We start from the raw sequence: 15,008 nt of genomic DNA, 5'->3' as shown, positions 1-15,008 counted from the left end.
CCGATCTACCAGGAGCTCGCCACGTATCGATCCATCACACGCCGCGCTTCATCGCCTTGTGACCATCCGCCCTGCCGAGTTCCCGGACGCTCACTGAGGCTTGGTGCCGCGGTGACTCGCGCCCTTCAGCTCGACGCCCATCGCTGTCACAGGCCGAAGTTCGTGGCATCGGCCAGGTAGGCCTCGACGTCCGCCTCTGCTGGACTCGTGAGAACGTGACGTACCCACGCGTGACGTTCATGGCCAGTGACGGCAAGCTCCCAGACGCAGCCCACGGCGGGAGTCGTGATTGCCACCAGATGCTCGGGCCGATCCAGCGGCGATCGAAAATAGCGCTGGTACAGGTCGTACCCATGCACCCACCAGTTCACGAGCACGAAGCAGGCCGGGCGCGCGTCGTGGACCACCACGAATCCAACACCATGGGTCCCGTCCGCGTTCGCGACGGGCAAGGTTGCTGCCGCAACCTTGCGGGCAGCATCGACAAGCTGATGGGGCCAACCTCAGCCGCTCAGAAGATCACCCTCAGGGTCTACGCCCAGGCCAACCTCGACGCGACGCGTCAGGCGCTCGGCAGGCTCGACGGGCGGCTGTCGTGACCCCGGCTGCTGTCAGCGTTGCTGTCAACCGGTTGGCTCGCGACAGTGCCCGGCGAGGTATGCCTGATGGAATTGGAGCCCCCGGCCGGGATCGAACCGGCGACATCTCGCTTACAAGGCGAGTGCTCTGGCCAGCTGAGCTACAGGGGCGCGTGGTGTCGACGTCAGCATAGCGACTGACGTCCGGATTTCCCGCTCGGCAGGCCCTGCGAGCACCGGAAACGTCCACGCGTCGGCCCAGCACTCGAAAGAACGGGGGCGATTGATGTCCGACCGTGCCCGAGTGCCCGGAATGCGTATGCCATCCGTCCCATCGGATGCTCTCCGCCTTGGCAGCTCGGGGAAAGCCGTTTACCGTGCAGTGACACGGATGACACCTCGATCATCGGCGCGTCGCCCGTGGGCCGGTGCACACACGTGCCGGCCGCTCCTTCCACTCGGATCGTCCGGCACGTTCCTGCCGGTGAAAGGAAGCACCTGACCATGGCTACGGTCACCTACGCCAAGGCGTCCCGGATCTACCCGGGCACCGAGCGCCCCGCCGTCAACCAGCTCGACCTGGAGATCGGCGACGGCGAGTTCCTCGTCCTGGTCGGCCCCTCCGGTTGCGGCAAGTCCACCAGCCTGCGCATGCTCGCCGGCCTGGAGGACGTCGACCAGGGCTCGATCCACATCGACGACCGGGACGTCACCCACCTGCCGCCGAAGGCCCGCGACATCGCGATGGTCTTCCAGAACTACGCCCTCTACCCGCACATGACGGTGTACGAGAACATGGCGTTCGCGCTGAAGCTGCGCAAGACCTCCAAGGCCGAGATCGACCGGCGGGTCAAGGAGGCGGCGGGGCTGCTCCAGCTCGAGGATTTCCTGGGCCGCAAGCCGAAGGCCCTCTCCGGCGGTCAGCGCCAGCGGGTGGCCATGGGCCGGGCGATCGTCCGCGAGCCGCAGGTCTTCCTCATGGACGAGCCGCTGTCGAACCTCGACGCGAAGCTGCGTGTGCAGACCCGTACCCAGATCGCGTCGCTGCAGGCCAAGCTGGGTGTCACCACCGTCTACGTCACCCACGACCAGATCGAGGCCATGACCATGGGCCACCGGGTGGCGGTCATGCTCGACGGCGAACTCCAGCAGGTGGACACCCCGCGGGCGCTGTACGACACCCCGGCCAACGTCTTCGTCGCCGGCTTCATGGGCTCCCCCGCCATGAACATCAAGACCGTGCCGCTGAGCGAGCGGGGCGCCTCGTTCGCCGACCTGACCATCCCGCTCACCCGTGAGCAGGTCGAGGCGGCCCGCGCCGACGGCGGCGAGGGCAAGGTGACCGTCGGCTTCCGGCCGGAGGACTGCGACCTGGTCAGCCCGACCGAGGGCGGCATGCCGGTCGTCGTCGAGCTGGTCGAGGACCTCGGCTCGGACGCCAACGTCTACGGCCACGCCGCGCTGGAGGGCAACAACGAGCGCTTCGTGGTCCGTACCGACCGGCGCACCATGCCGAACATGGGGGACACCGTGTTCGTCAAGCCGCGCGAGGGCCGCAGCCACGTGTTCAACGCGGCCACCGGCAACCGCATCTGACGTACGGCGCTGAGCTGACGTAGGCGAAAGGGGCGGCCCGCCATCGGCGGACCGCCCCTTTCCGTGTCTGCGGGCTCAGCCCTCGGCGGCCCGGCGGCGGGCCACCTCGGCGAGGGTGACCGCGGCGGCGACGCTGGCGTTGAGCGACTCGACGTCGGACACCATCGGGATGCTCACCGTGAGGTCGCAGGTCTCGCCGACCAGCCGGGACAGCCCCCGGCCCTCGGAGCCGACCACGACCACCAGTGGGCCGACCGCGGCCTCCAGGTCGTAGAGGTCGGTCTCGCCGTCGGCGTCCAGGCCGACCACCACGAAGCCGGCGTCCTGGCAGGCCTTCAGCGACCGGGTCAGGTTGGTCACCTGGGCGACGGGCACCCGCGCGGCCGCGCCGGCGCTGGTCCGCCAGGCGGTCGCGGTGATCCCGGCCGCCCGCCGCTCCGGTACGAAGACACCCTGCGCGCCGAAGGCGGCGGCGGACCGGATCACCGCGCCGAGGTTGCGCGGATCGGTCACGCCGTCCAGCGCCACCAGCAGCGGGGCGGCCTGCTCCAGCGCCGCCGCGACGAGGTCCTCGAAGGGCTCGTACGCGAACGGCGGCACCTGGAGCCCGATGCCCTGGTGCAGCACCCCGCCGGTCATCCGGTCCAGCTCGGCGCGGCTGATCTCCAGGATGGCGATGCCCCGGTCGGCGGCCGTCCGGACGATCTCGTTGACCCGGTCGTCCATGTCGATGCCCTGCGCGGTGTAGAGCGCCGTCGCCGGCACCTGGGCGCGCAGCGACTCCAGCACCGGGTTCCGCCCGACCAGCAGCTCCGGGGTGTCCTTGGACGGGGTGGACTTGCGGCCCGGGGCCACCCGGGGGCCACCGCGGCCGGCGGGGCGACCGCCCCGGCCGGCGGTGCCGCGCCCGCCGCCGCCCGGCGTGCCACGACCGCCACCCTTGCCCCAGGTGGTGTCCTTGCTGCCGGGCTGGCCGACCTTGGGGGCGCGCCCCTCCTCGGCCGCCGCCCGGCGCTCCTTGTCCTGCTTCCAGGCGGTGCGCTGGGGCAGCTTCTCGGTGCCCGAGTAGGCCTTGTGCCAGGGCCGCTCGTCGGCGGGCAGGGTCCTGCCCCGCCCGGCGAGGGCGTCCTTGTTCTTGCCGCCAGAGCCCTTCGGGGCTCCCGCCTTCGGCGTCAGTCGCCGGCCACGGCGCTGCGAGTTGCCGGCCATCAGTCCTGCTCTCCAATAGTCCAACGGGGGCCCTGGGGGGTGTCCTCGACCACCACGCCGGCCTGCTTGAGCTGGTCGCGTACCGCATCGGCGGCGGCCCAGTCCTTGCGACCGCGGGCCTGCGCGCGCTGCTCCAGGGCCAGCGCGATCAGGGAGTCCACCACGCCGCGCAGGTCGTCCGCGCGACCGCCACCGGTCCACGCCGGGTCGAGGGGGTCGACCCCGAGGATATCCAGCATGGCGCGGGCAGCGGCCAGCGCCGTGCGGACGGTCACATCGTCGCCGCCGGTCAGCGCGGTGTTGCCGTCGCGGACCACCTCGTGCAGGACGGCGAGCGCGGCGGAGGTGTTCAGGTCGTCGTCCATCGCCGCCGCGAAGGCACCCGGCAGCTCGCCGAGCTGGCCGGCGCCGACGCGCTCGGCGGCCCGTTGCACGAAGCCCTCGATCCGGCGGTACGCGACGGCCGCCTCGCGCAGCGCGTCCTCGGAGTAGTCGATGCGGGAGCGGTAGTGCGCGGCGGCGTAGTAGTAGCGCAGCTCCACCGGGCGCACCCCGAGCGAGTCGACGTACGCCAGGTCGAGGGCGTTGCCGAGCGACTTGCCCATCTTGGCGCCGGCGATGCTGAGCAGCCCGTGGTGCACCCAGTAGCGGGCGAACGGCAGCCCGGCCGCCTGCGACTGGGCGATCTCGTTCTCGTGGTGCGGGAAGGTGAGGTCCAGCCCGCCGCCGTGGATGTCGAACTCGGCGCCGAGGTAGCGCCAGCACATCGCCGAGCACTCGATGTGCCAGCCCGGCCGGCCCCGCCCCCACGGCGACGGCCAGTAGGCGTCCGCCGGCTCGTCGGGCTTGGCGCCCTTCCAGAGCGCGAAGTCGCGCGGGTCCCGCTTGCCCCGTTCGGGCGCGTCCCCTGCCGACTGCATGTCGGCGGGTGACTGGTTCGACAGCGACCCGTAGGCCGGCCAGGAGCAGACGTCGAAGTAGACGTCGCCGGAGCCGTCGGTGGCCGGGTAGGCGTGCCCGTCGGCGATCAGCTTGGCGATCAGCTCGTGCATCTCCGGGATGTGCCCGGTGGCCCGCGGCTCGTAGGTCGGGGGCAGCACGTTGAGCGCCCGGTAGGACTCGGTGAGGATCAGCTCGTTGGCGTACGCGATCGACCAGAACGGACGCCCCCGCTCCCCCGCCTTGACCAGGATCTTGTCGTCGATGTCGGTCAGGTTGCGGATGAAGGTGACCTCGTAGCCGGCGGCGAGCAGCCAGCGGCGCAGCACGTCGTAGTTGACACCGGAGCGAAGGTGGCCGATGTGCGGCGGGGCCTGGAGGGTGAGACCACACAGGTAGACCCCCACCTTGCCGGCTTCCCGCGGGACGAAGTCCCGCACCGATCGGGTGGCGGTGTCATACAGGCGTAGCGTCACCGTACAAGGGTAGCCGTCCACGCTTTCCCGGGTTGTCCGGAGCCGGGTCGTACGCTGCTGGGCGTGGACACGACGGCGCGGGGCGGGGAGACGGCGCGGGGCGGGGAGACGGCGCAGACGCTGGACCGGGGGCTGCGGCTGCTGCACCTGGTCGCCGACGCGCCGGGCGGGCTGACCGTCACCGAGGCGGCGAACCGGCTGGGCATCGGCCGGGCGGCGGTCTACCGGCTGGTGGGCGCGCTGACCGCGCACGGGATGCTGCGCCGCGACGGCGAGGGCCGGCTGCGTCTCGGCGTCGGGGTGCTGCACCTGGCCCGGCGGGCCCAGCCGCTGCTGGCCGAGGGGGCACTGCCCGCGCTGCGCCGCCTCGCGGAGCAGGCCGGCGCGACCGCCCACCTGACCGTGGTCGAGGGCGGGGAGGGGGTCGCGCTCGCCGTGGTGGAGCCGACCTGGACGGCGTTCCACGTCGCGTACCGGACGGGGGCGCGGCACCCGCTGGAGCGCGGGGCGGCCGGGCGGGCCATCCTCGCCGGCCGGGCGGGCGCCGCCGGCCCGGTGAGCACCGCCGGGGAGCTCCAGTCCGGGGCGTACGGGGTGGCCGCCCCGGTGCTCGGCGTGCCGGGGCTGGAGGCGAGCGTCGGGGTGGTGGCGCTGGCACCGCTGGACGCGGAGGTGGTCGGCGCCCAGGTCCTCGCCGCCGCCACCGCCATCGCCACCGCCCTGTCCTGACCGGCCCTTACCACATCCGCCGGCCACGCGGGCGCTTGTCCACAGGGGACGTTGCGGGGCGCGGCGGCGGCCGTCCACAGGGGTGCCCGAGCGGGGCGGACGGCGCGCAGGCTGACACGTATGCCACCCGCACCCCATCGGCCCAGGGCCCTGGCCTGGCAGGTCTTCCGCGGCTCGGACGCGGTCCGCCAGGGGCTGCTCACCGAGCACCAGTTGCGCAGTTCGGCCTGGCTGCGCCTGCGGCACGACGTCTACGCCGACGCCCGCCTGCCCCGGGACCACGCCCTGGCCTGCCGGGCCGCCATGCTGCGGCTCCCGCCGGACGCGGTCGTCGCCGGCCCCTCGGCAGCCTGCCTGCACGGCGTCGGGCACGCGGCGTCCTTCACCGACGACGTGCACGTGCTCGTCCCGAGGACGACGCGGCTCGGCCCGCAGCGCGGCCTGCGCGTGCACTCCGTGGGCCCGGCCGCGTCGCCGCCGCCCGCACCGGAGGTGGCCCTCAGGACCGCCGGCCCACCCCGGAGGACGGATCCCACCGCGGCGGCGTGGGAGACGGCGGTCTGGTTGGAGCCGTTCCGCGCGGTCGGCATCGTCGACGCGCTGCTCGCCGAGGGGCTCACCAGCCGCGCCGCGCTCGCCGACCTCGCCCGCCACCACGCCGACCGGCCCGGCGGTCGGCGGGCGCGCTGGGTGTTCGGCCTGGCGGATCCGGGCGCCCGGTCGCCGGCCGAGTCGGAGCTGCGGGTGCGGCTGGTGCTCGCCGGGCTGCCGCGCCCCGTCGCCCGGCACCCGGTCCGGCTCGCGTCCGGGCTCGGCTGGCACCTCGACCTGGCGTGGCCGGCGCTCCGCGTCGCGGTCGCGTTCGACGAGTCGCGGCAGGCCGGGGCCGATCGTGGGCACCTGGACCGGCTCGCCCGGCTCGTCGGCGCGGGCTGGCTCGTGGTGCACCTGACGGGTCGGCGGCTGCGCCACGACTTCCCGGGCGTCCTGCGCGAGGTGCGCGCCGCGCTCGCCGCCCGGGGCTGGCGGCCCTGACCGGGCGGGTCATCCCGGAGATCGCGAGCCCGCACTCACGAGAGGGCGGCCTCCGTGGGGCGCGGCTCCGGGCGCTCCTCGGGCCGGGGCGCACGCAGCTCGTCGACGCGCACCAGCGCGACGCCAGCGACGATCAGGGCGCCGCCGAAGAGCTGCACGACGGTCGGCAGCTCGCCCAGCACCAGCCAGGCGATGAGGACGGCGAACATCACCTCGGTCAGCCCGACGAACGACGACAGGCGAGCCCCGAGGATGCGGGTCCCGGCGATCCCGGCGAGGTACGCGACCACGGCGGCGACCAGCGACAGGCCGACGATCGGGAGCAGCCAGCTGGTGCGCTGCCCCGCGAAGGTGACCTCGCCGAAGGTGGCCCGCAGCGGCAGCACCCCGACCGCCCCGAGCAGCACCAGGACGCCCGCGCCGACGGCCATGCCGCCGCTGGCCAGGGCCACCGAGGGCAGGCCCGCGTCGACCCGCCCCGCGAGCACGAAGTAGCCGGCGAGGCCGACCGCCGCGCCCAGGCCCCACAGCACACCCACCGGGTCGAGCCCGGTGGCGCCGGCCAGGTCGAGGACGAAGAACAGGCCGGCGAGGGCCGCGACCGCGCCGGCCACGGTCAGCCGGCGCGGGCGCTGCCCGTGGACCAGCCACATCCAGCCGACGACCAGGATGATGCCGAGGTACTCCAGAAGCAGCGCGACGCCGACCGGCAGGTAGCGGACCGCGTTGAAGAAGCAGGCCTGCGCGGCCGCGACCCCGAGCACCCCGAACACGCCGATCGCGGCGAGGTTGCGCCGCAGCACGTCCCACTTGCCGCGCAGGGACAGCGCCGCCGGGACCGCCACCACCAGCGCGGCGATGCCGACCCGGGCGACCACGGCGGCCTCGGCGGACCAGCCCGCGTCGATCAGGGAGCGGGCGAACGTGCCCGAGGTGGCGAAGGTGACGGCGGAGAGCAGGGCGAGGCCGAGACCGAGCCCGGCGGCGGGTGGTTGGCGCATCGGTCCGCTCCTAGCTGTCATGAGTCAAATATCGCTATGCTCATGACGCTAGGCCGGCACCCCGACAGGAGTCAAGTTGCCATTCGCCCATGACACGGACTGCTCCCTGACCGCCGCCGCCGCACTCGTCAACACCGACCGCCCCGACGGCGAGGGGCTGCCCGACATCGCCGCCCTGGACGCCTTCTACGTCGCGCACGGCTACACCGGGCGGCACGAGCACACCGAGGCCGAACTGCGGTCGGTACGCGACCTGCGCCCCCGGCTGCGCCGCATCTGGCACGCCGACACCGACGAGGTCGTCGCCATCCTCAACGGGCTGCTCCGCGAGAACCACGCGTTGCCGCAGCTCATCACGCACGACGACGAGCCGTACCACTTCCACGCCGTGCCGCGCGACGCGCCGCTGGCGACCCGGATCGCCGTGGAGGCGGCGATGGCGATGGCGGACCTGGTGCGCTACGGCGAGCTGAGCCGGCTGCGGATCTGCGACCACCCCGACTGCGCGAACGTGCTCGTCGACCTGTCGAAGAACCGGTCCCGCCGGTTCTGCGACGCGGGCTGCGGCAACCGCGCCGCCGTCGCCGCCTACCGGGCCCGCAAGGGCCGACCCCGGCCCTGACGCCTACTGACGCGGTCCCCGGGACCGACCGGGGCGGAACCGACCGGTGACGGCGGGGCTCAGGGGTGGGTCATCCGGAGCAGGTCGAGCGCCTCGTCGAGCTGGGTCTCGCTCAGCTTGCCCGAGTCGACGTGCCCCCGGGAGATGACCACCTCGCGGATGGAGACCTGCTTGGCCAGCGCCTCCTTGGCGATCGAGGCGGCCTCGTCGTACCCGAGGTGGCGGTTGAGCGGGGTGACGATCGAGGGCGAGCCCGCCGCGTACGCCAGACAGACCTCGGCGTCCGCGACCAGGCCGACCACCAGGCGATCGGCGAAGAGCCGGCTCGACGCGGCGAGCAACCGGACCGACTCCAGCAGGTTGCGGCCCATCACCGGGAGCATGACGTTCAGCTCGAAGTCGCCCTGCGAACCGGCGAAACCGACGGCGGCGTCGTTGCCGATCACCTGGGCGCAGACCTGCCGCATCGCCTCGGCGACCACCGGGTTGACCTTGCCCGGCATGATCGACGAGCCGGGCTGGAGATCGGGGATGCGCAGCTCGCGCAGGCCGGCCCGGGGACCCGAGCCCATCCAGCGGATGTCGTTGGCGATCTTGTAGAGGCCGACGGCGAGCGTGCGCAACTGCCCCGAGGTCTCCACCAGGGCGTCCCGGGCGCCCTGCGCCTCGAAGTGGTTGCGCGCCTCGGTCAGCGGCAGCCCGGTCGCGCCGCGCAGCCGCTCGATGACCTTCGCGGCGAAGCCGAGCGGGGTGTTGATGCCGGTGCCCACCGCCGTCCCGCCGAGCGGCAGCTCGGCCAGCCGGGGCAGCGCCCCCTCCAGCCGCTCGATGCCGTAGCGCACCTGGGCGGCGTACCCGCCGAACTCCTGGCCGAGGGTCACCGGGGTGGCGTCCATCAGGTGGGTACGCCCGGCCTTGACCACGGTCTCGAACTCCGCCGCCTTGCCCTCCAGCGCCTCCGCGAGGTGGGCCAGCGCGGGCAGCAGGTCCCGCGCGACGGCCTCGGTGGCGGCCAGGTGGATCGACGACGGGAACACGTCGTTGCTGGACTGCGAGGCGTTCACGTCGTCGTTCGGGTGCACGTCCCGGCCCAGCTCCCGGCTGGCCAGGGTGGCGATGACCTCGTTGGTGTTCATGTTCGACGACGTGCCGGAGCCGGTCTGGAACACGTCGATCGGGAACTGGTCGTCGTAGCCGCCGTCGGCCACGTGCGCGGCGGCGGCGGCGATCGCCGCGGCCACGTTCGCGTCGATCACGCCCAGCTCGCCGTTGACCTCGGCCGCCGCCCCCTTGATCTGGGCCAACGCCCGGATCTGGGCCGGTTCGATGCCCCGGCCCGAGATCGGGAAGTTCTGCACCGCGCGCTGCGTCTGCGCCCGCCACAGCGCCTCGGCGGGCACCTCCACCTCGCCCATCGAGTCGCGTTCGATCCGGTAGCCCGTCGCCTCTGGAGTCGTCACGCGTACCATCCTGCCGCGTCGGCGAGAGACTCGCAGATGATCGCCCGGTCCAGCTCGGCGAGTGGTGGCAGGCCCCAGCGCCGCCGACGGCGCGGCCGGGCGGCACAGTGCCAGCCCGCAGGTCCCTCGGTCGGCCGGGCCGGCCGTCTGCGCCGAAAAGTCGGGCGCGGGGCACCTACTCACGAACTTAAACTCATGGAACTTTTCATCTCTCATGGAGGGTTCGTCTTGCCCATCAACGGGGGCTCCACCGGCGTGCCCGTCACCCGCCGCCGGCGCGTTCCGCGCCGACTCCTGGCCACCGGCCTCGCCGCCCTGCTCACCGCCGCCAGCGCCCTGGTCGTGACCGCCGCGCCGGCAACCGCCGGGGGGAGCCGGTTCATCCTGCCGACCAGCGGCGGTTGGACCGACGCCCGTCAGCCGTCGACCGCTTTTCCGGAGACCGACGGCACCCTGCCGGTCGGCACCTGGGAGTCCGGCGACGACAAACACACCTCGCGGGCCTACTTCACCTACAATCTCGCTCCGTTCCAGGGCAAGCACATCATCCGTGCCCTCGGTGTCACCGAGGAGACGGCGGTCAACGACTGCTCGAAGCCGCGCGAAATCGAGCTGTGGCGGACCGACGTACCGACCAGCGCACCAACCTGGGAGACGGCACCCGCAGTTCGAGAGAAGATCGCTGACATCGCGCCGACCGCTCCTTGCCAGGGACAGCTGGAAGTGCCGCTCACCGAGGCGGTACGGCAGGCGGTCGAGGCCGGACAGACCTCGATCACCTTCATGACGCGGATCGCCGGAGACCACGAGGACAAGCTGCCCTACGGCCGCTGGATCAGGGAGCTCGGCATCTCCATCGAGGCGAACACGCCGCCGGACGTACCGACCAACCTGGGAATCAACGGGCTCCCCTGCGCCGACGAGCTGCACATCGGCACGACCACGCCGTACCTGGCGGCGGTGGTCACCGACCCGGACGCGGTACCGCCGAACGCCGAGCCGGTGACCGCCACCTTCGCCTGGTGGCCGGTGACTGACCCGACCAGGCGGACCGAGTGGACATCCCCGGCCAAGGCCGCCGGGTCGCCCTTCCGGTACGACGTTACGGCCGGTCAGCTGGTCAACGGGACGTACGCCTTCGCCGTCCGCGCCACGGACGGGGCCGGCGACACCTCCGCCTGGTCGGCGGAGTGCCGGTTCACCGTCGACACCACGAGCCCCGCGCAGCCGACGGTCAGCTCCACGGACTACCCGGCCGACGACGGGTGGTACGGCGGTCCGGGCATCCCCGGTCAGTTCACCTTCTCGGCCGGCGGCGACACCGACGCCGTGGGATTCCGGTACAGCCTCATGTCCGGGCCGGCGACCCACGTGGCCGCCGACGCGCCGGGCGGCTCGGCGACCGTCACGATCACGCCGGACCGCGACGGGCCGACGACGCTGACCGTCGAGGCGGTGGACCGCGCGGGCAACCGCTCCCCCGCCGCGAGCTACGTGTTCCGGGTGCGCACCACCAGCCCGACGATCACCGACGGCAACCCGACGGCCGGGTACGGCCAGCCGCGCACCCTGACCTTCGCGCCCCGGATGGAGGACGTCGTCGAGTACGCCTACCGGCTCAACGACGGGCCGGAGCAGACCGTCGCCGCAGCCGCCGACGGCACGGCCACGGTCACGATCACGCCGACGAAGCCGGGCTACAACGACGTGTACGTCCGCAGCCGGACGGCCGGCGACCTGCCGTCGGGCGAGGGCACCTACCGCTTCTACCTGGCGACCAAGCCGACGGTCAGCTCCGTCGAGTACCCGATCAACAAGTTCCAGGGAGCGGTCGCCGGCACGCCGGGGACGTTCGTCTTCCAGGCCGGCATGCCCGGGGTGACGGAGTTCGTCTACTCCTTCGACGGGCTCCCCGCCCAGACGGTCGCGGCGGGCGCCGACGGCTCGGCATCGGTGGGCTACACCCCGACGACCGCCGGGATCCACCGGGTCACCGTCCACACCCGGACCGGCGACGGGGTCGTGTCGGAGACCTTCAGCGGCACGTTCTACGCCAGCCGGGCGAGCTGACGTACGGAAACGACGAGGGGGTGCCGGGCGACTGCCCGGCACCCCCTCTCGTGTACGCCGGGTCAGCGGCGGCCGACGGTCAGCACCGGCTTGGTGACCTCGGCGAAGAAGTCGTTGCCCTTGTCGTCGACCACGATGAAGGCCGGGAAGTCCTCCACCTCGATCTTCCAGACCGCCTCCATGCCCAGCTCCGGGTATTCCAGGACCTCGACGTGCTTGATGCAGTCCTGGGCGAGCCGGGCGGCGGGTCCGCCGATCGAGCCGAGGTAGAAGCCGCCGTGCTGCTGGCAGGAGCGGGTGACCTGGGCGGACCGGTTGCCCTTGGCGAGCATCACCTGCGAGCCGCCGGCGGCCTGGAACTTCTCCACGTACGCGTCCATCCGCCCCGCGGTGGTCGGGCCGAACGAGCCGGACGCGTAGCCCTCCGGGGTCTTGGCCGGGCCGGCGTAGTAGACGGCGTGGTCGCGCAGGTACTGCGGCATGGGCTCGCCGGCGTCCAGCCGCTCGGCGATCTTGGCGTGCGCGATGTCGCGGGCCACCACGAGCGGGCCGGTCAGCGACAGCCGGGTCTTCACCGGGTACTTGGACAGCTCGGCCCGGATCTCGTCCATCGGCCGGTTCAGGTCGACCCGGACGACCTCGGCGGCGTCGAGCTGCGCGTCGGTGACGTCGGGCAGGTACCGCGCCGGGTCGGTTTCGAGGCGCTCCAGCCACACGCCCGACGGGGTGATCTTGGCGACCGCCTGCCGGTCCGCGGAGCAGGAGACGGCGATCGCCACCGGGCAGGAGGCGCCGTGCCGGGGGAGCCGGACCACCCGCACGTCGTGGCAGAAGTACCGGCCGCCGAACTGCGCGCCGATGCCGAAGTTGCGGGTCAACTCCAGCACCTCCGCCTCCAGCTCCAGGTCCCGGAAGCCGTGCGCGGTCATCGAGCCGGAGGTGGGCAGCGCGTCGAGGTACTTGGCGCTGGCGTACTTGGCGGTCTTCAGCGCGTACTCGGCGGAGGTGCCGCCGATGACGATGGCCAGGTGGTAGGGCGGGCAGGCCGAGGTGCCGATCAGCCGCAGCTTCTCCTCCAGGAACTGCATCATCCGCGTCGGGTTCAGCAGCGCCTTGGTCTCCTGGTAGAGGTACGACTTGTTGGCCGAGCCGCCGCCCTTGGCCATGAAGAGGAACTTGTACGCGTCGGGGTGGCCGTCCGGGTCCTCGGCGTAGAGCTCCACCTGCGCCGGCAGGTTGCTGCCGGTGTTGCGCTCCTCCCACATGGTGAGCGGGGCGAGCTGCGAGTAGCGCAGGTTGAGCCGGGTGTACGCCTGGTAGACGCCGCGCGAGACGGCCTCGGCGTCGCTGCCGTCGGTGAGCACGTGCCGGCCGCGCTTGCCCATCACGATCGCGGTGCCGGTGTCCTGACACATGGGCAGGACACCGCCGGCCGCGATGTTGGCGTTGCGCAGCAGGTCGAGCGCGACGAACCGGTCGTTCGGCGAGGCGGCCGGGTCGTCGATGATCGACCGCAGCTGGGCCAGGTGCGCGGGGCGCAGGAAGTGCGCGATGTCGTGCATCGCCTCCGCGGTGAGGGCGGTGAGCGCCGTCGGCTCCACGGTGAGGAACCGGCGGCCTCCCGGGCCGTTGACGACGTCGACGCCCTCGTCGGTGACCAGGCGGTATTCCGTCTGGTCCGGACCGGTCGGCAGCAAGGGAGCGTACGAGAACGCGGCGGCACTGCTCATGAGCGGAAAGCCTAGGGCAGAAGGGCCGATCAGTTGCACCCGCCGGGTCGGTCCTGGGACGCCGCTCTCACCCGGGGCAGAGTTCCCGCTTCGGGCCGCAGCTGTCCGCCGGCCCGGGAACCCCCGCCGTGCCGCCCGGGACGCCGCCGGGACCGGGGACGCCGCCGTCGCCGGGCCCCGCCGGGGCGACGGCCGCGCCGCCGAAGCGGACGTACCCGATCTCCCGTCCCTCGCCGATGACCATGCCGTTCGGGCCGACCGCGAGGGCGTTCGCCGCGGTCCGCAGGCTCGCCAACTCCCGCCCGGTACGCGGGTCGAGCGCCACCAGCCGCGACGGCTTCTCGTCGGCGAGCACCGCCGCGTACGGAGTGAGCGCGGCGCCCGCCTTCGCACCGGCCGGACGGGTCCACCGGACCCGCCCGGTGCCCAGCTCGTGGCTGACCACCGCCCGCTTGTCGGCCGGGCGGACCAGGGCGTGGCGGTCGTCGACGGCGAGCAGCCGCTCCCCGGCGGCGGCCACCAGCAGCAGCCGCCCGTCGTACCCGTCGAGGACCGCCTCGCGGGCGTCCGGGGCGACGCCGATCAGCACGTTCCGCGCCCCCTGCGGGTCCTCCCGCTGCACGCAGCCGGCGTTGTCGGCGGTGCGCAGGTTGAGCCCGGCCCGCTGCCAGGTCTCCCGGCCCGTCGCCGGGTCGCGGCCGGAGATGGCGAAGTAGCAGGTGCCGTCCTGGGATCGGGCGGTGATCCGCAGGAGCCGGCCGCCGACCACCGACAGCCGCTCGTCCCGGCCGGGCTCGACGTTCTGGAGCACCCGCCCGGTGGCGGTGTCGAGCACGTGCACCCGGCCGTCGATGGGGAAACCGAGCAGCGGCGGCACCGCCTCCGGCCCCGCCACCTCCTCGTCGATCCGGACGGCGTCGAGCCGGCGGGTGCCGAGCAGCCCCGGGTTGTCGCCGAGCAGCCCGCTGCGCACCCCGGGCACGAAGGCCGTCCACACCGGGGCGGTGCCGCGCGGCTCCCAGGCGCTGATCGTGCAGTCGGTGGCGTCGACGCAGCGGGCGTCGAGCAGCAGGTTGCGGTACGTCCAGACGGCCACCGCGTCGCCGTCGCGCCGCCGCGTGGCGCCGGTGGTCGGGTCGAGCACCTCGTACCCCTTGACCAGGAGCTTGCCCACGACGACGACCGCGCCCCGGTCGCCGCCGGCCACCGCGGACCAGTCGGCCTTGCGCTCCCACAGCTGGTCGCCGGTGGCGAGGCTGCGCGCCTCCACCCGGGTGCGCTGCTCGACCACCACGGTGTCGCCCGCGATGGTCACACTGCGCGGGGTGCCGCCGACCCGCTTCTGCCAGACCACGTCCGGCTCGGAGATCGGCTCGCTGCGGTCGACCCAGTCCCACACGCCGGGGAACGGGTTCCACACCCCGGTCGCGGCGAGCACGACGACCACGATCAGCGCGAGCAGCAGCCCGCCACGCCATCCGAGGCCGCCCGCCTTCGCCACACGCACACCGTAGCGACGACCGCCGCGCTCCCGCCGTCCCGCGCCGCCGTGTCGCCGCCCTT

At 73.2% G+C, this 15,008-nt stretch carries 13 protein-coding genes and 1 tRNA gene; 6 read left to right on the top strand and 8 right to left on the bottom strand.

Going from position 1 to position 15,008, the window contains the following annotated elements; genetic code table 11:
- Nucleotides 1–146 precede the first annotated feature (146 nt).
- Complete coding sequence (locus tag AB0G14_RS27380; RefSeq protein ID WP_357702163.1) at nucleotides 147–410, bottom strand: hypothetical protein; 264 nt, start codon at nucleotides 408–410, stop codon at nucleotides 147–149.
- On the opposite strand from AB0G14_RS27380, the gene AB0G14_RS27375 reads away from it, so the two are divergent.
- Nucleotides 399–599 (top strand): hypothetical protein, encoded by a 201-nt coding sequence (locus AB0G14_RS27375; RefSeq protein ID WP_357702161.1) that lies wholly within the window; start codon nucleotides 399–401, stop codon nucleotides 597–599. The genes AB0G14_RS27380 and AB0G14_RS27375 overlap by 12 nt on opposite strands.
- Before the next feature lie 73 nt (nucleotides 600–672).
- On the opposite strand, the gene AB0G14_RS27370 is transcribed toward AB0G14_RS27375, so the two are convergent.
- A tRNA-Thr gene (locus AB0G14_RS27370) sits at nucleotides 673–749 on the bottom strand.
- A 333-nt stretch (nucleotides 750–1,082) separates the two neighbouring features.
- On the opposite strand from AB0G14_RS27370, the gene ugpC reads away from it, so the two are divergent.
- Nucleotides 1,083–2,174 (top strand): sn-glycerol-3-phosphate ABC transporter ATP-binding protein UgpC, encoded by a 1,092-nt coding sequence (gene ugpC, locus AB0G14_RS27365; RefSeq protein ID WP_357702159.1) that lies wholly within the window; start codon nucleotides 1,083–1,085, stop codon nucleotides 2,172–2,174.
- A gap of 75 nt (nucleotides 2,175–2,249) precedes the next feature.
- Here ugpC and rlmB read toward each other — a convergent pair whose 3' ends face one another.
- Nucleotides 2,250–3,383: a 23S rRNA (guanosine(2251)-2'-O)-methyltransferase RlmB gene (gene rlmB / locus AB0G14_RS27360; RefSeq protein WP_357702157.1), complete on the bottom strand. Its 1,134-nt coding sequence runs from the start codon at nucleotides 3,381–3,383 to the stop codon at nucleotides 2,250–2,252.
- Nucleotides 3,383–4,798, bottom strand: a complete 1,416-nt coding sequence (gene cysS / locus AB0G14_RS27355; protein ID WP_357702155.1) for a cysteine--tRNA ligase — start codon at nucleotides 4,796–4,798, stop codon at nucleotides 3,383–3,385. Before cysS ends, rlmB begins: the two co-directional genes overlap by 1 nt.
- A gap of 63 nt (nucleotides 4,799–4,861) precedes the next feature.
- On the opposite strand from cysS, the gene AB0G14_RS27350 reads away from it, so the two are divergent.
- Together AB0G14_RS27350 and AB0G14_RS27345 are read left to right on the top strand one after the other, a co-directional pair.
- On the top strand, nucleotides 4,862–5,527 hold the full coding sequence (locus AB0G14_RS27350; protein WP_357702153.1) for a helix-turn-helix domain-containing protein: 666 nt from the start codon (nucleotides 4,862–4,864) through the stop codon (nucleotides 5,525–5,527).
- 120 nt (nucleotides 5,528–5,647) lie between these two features.
- Nucleotides 5,648–6,562: a hypothetical protein gene (locus tag AB0G14_RS27345; RefSeq protein WP_357702151.1), complete on the top strand. Its 915-nt coding sequence runs from the start codon at nucleotides 5,648–5,650 to the stop codon at nucleotides 6,560–6,562.
- Between the two features lie 35 nt (nucleotides 6,563–6,597).
- On the opposite strand, the gene AB0G14_RS27340 is transcribed toward AB0G14_RS27345, so the two are convergent.
- Nucleotides 6,598–7,563: an EamA family transporter gene (locus tag AB0G14_RS27340; RefSeq protein ID WP_357702149.1), complete on the bottom strand. Its 966-nt coding sequence runs from the start codon at nucleotides 7,561–7,563 to the stop codon at nucleotides 6,598–6,600.
- Between the two features lie 76 nt (nucleotides 7,564–7,639).
- On the opposite strand from AB0G14_RS27340, the gene AB0G14_RS27335 reads away from it, so the two are divergent.
- Nucleotides 7,640–8,185: a CGNR zinc finger domain-containing protein gene (locus AB0G14_RS27335; protein WP_357702147.1), complete on the top strand. Its 546-nt coding sequence runs from the start codon at nucleotides 7,640–7,642 to the stop codon at nucleotides 8,183–8,185.
- 59 nt (nucleotides 8,186–8,244) lie between these two features.
- Here AB0G14_RS27335 and AB0G14_RS27330 read toward each other — a convergent pair whose 3' ends face one another.
- Nucleotides 8,245–9,654, bottom strand: a complete 1,410-nt coding sequence (locus tag AB0G14_RS27330) for a class II fumarate hydratase (RefSeq protein WP_357702145.1) — start codon at nucleotides 9,652–9,654, stop codon at nucleotides 8,245–8,247.
- 219 nt (nucleotides 9,655–9,873) lie between these two features.
- Here AB0G14_RS27330 and AB0G14_RS27325 point away from each other — a divergent pair, with 219 nt between their 5' ends.
- Nucleotides 9,874–11,715: a hypothetical protein gene (locus AB0G14_RS27325; RefSeq protein ID WP_357702143.1), complete on the top strand. Its 1,842-nt coding sequence runs from the start codon at nucleotides 9,874–9,876 to the stop codon at nucleotides 11,713–11,715.
- Between the two features lie 62 nt (nucleotides 11,716–11,777).
- Here AB0G14_RS27325 and AB0G14_RS27320 read toward each other — a convergent pair whose 3' ends face one another.
- Nucleotides 11,778–13,445: a fumarate hydratase gene (locus tag AB0G14_RS27320; RefSeq protein ID WP_357702141.1), complete on the bottom strand. Its 1,668-nt coding sequence runs from the start codon at nucleotides 13,443–13,445 to the stop codon at nucleotides 11,778–11,780.
- A gap of 67 nt (nucleotides 13,446–13,512) precedes the next feature.
- Nucleotides 13,513–14,946 (bottom strand): PQQ-binding-like beta-propeller repeat protein, encoded by a 1,434-nt coding sequence (locus AB0G14_RS27315; RefSeq protein WP_357702139.1) that lies wholly within the window; start codon nucleotides 14,944–14,946, stop codon nucleotides 13,513–13,515.
- Nucleotides 14,947–15,008 lie beyond the last annotated feature (62 nt).

The sequence above is a fragment of the Micromonospora sp. NPDC023814 genome (genome assembly GCF_040639595.1).
Classification (GTDB): domain Bacteria; phylum Actinomycetota; class Actinomycetes; order Mycobacteriales; family Micromonosporaceae; genus Micromonospora.
This window is presented reverse-complemented; position numbering and strand designations above follow the sequence as displayed.

Bases quoted from the DNA above. Each gene is read 5' to 3' on its own strand.
- ugpC (WP_357702159.1), top strand. From the start codon at position 1,083: ATGGCTACGGTCACCTACGCCAAGGCGTCCCGGATCTACCCGGGCACC.
- rlmB (WP_357702157.1), bottom strand. From the start codon at position 3,383: ATGGCCGGCAACTCGCAGCGCCGTGGCCGGCGACTGACGCCGAAGGCG.
- AB0G14_RS27345 (WP_357702151.1), top strand. From the start codon at position 5,648: ATGCCACCCGCACCCCATCGGCCCAGGGCCCTGGCCTGGCAGGTCTTC.
- AB0G14_RS27340 (WP_357702149.1), bottom strand. From the start codon at position 7,563: ATGCGCCAACCACCCGCCGCCGGGCTCGGTCTCGGCCTCGCCCTGCTC.
- AB0G14_RS27330 (WP_357702145.1), bottom strand. From the start codon at position 9,654: ATGGTACGCGTGACGACTCCAGAGGCGACGGGCTACCGGATCGAACGC.
- AB0G14_RS27320 (WP_357702141.1), bottom strand. From the start codon at position 13,445: ATGAGCAGTGCCGCCGCGTTCTCGTACGCTCCCTTGCTGCCGACCGGT.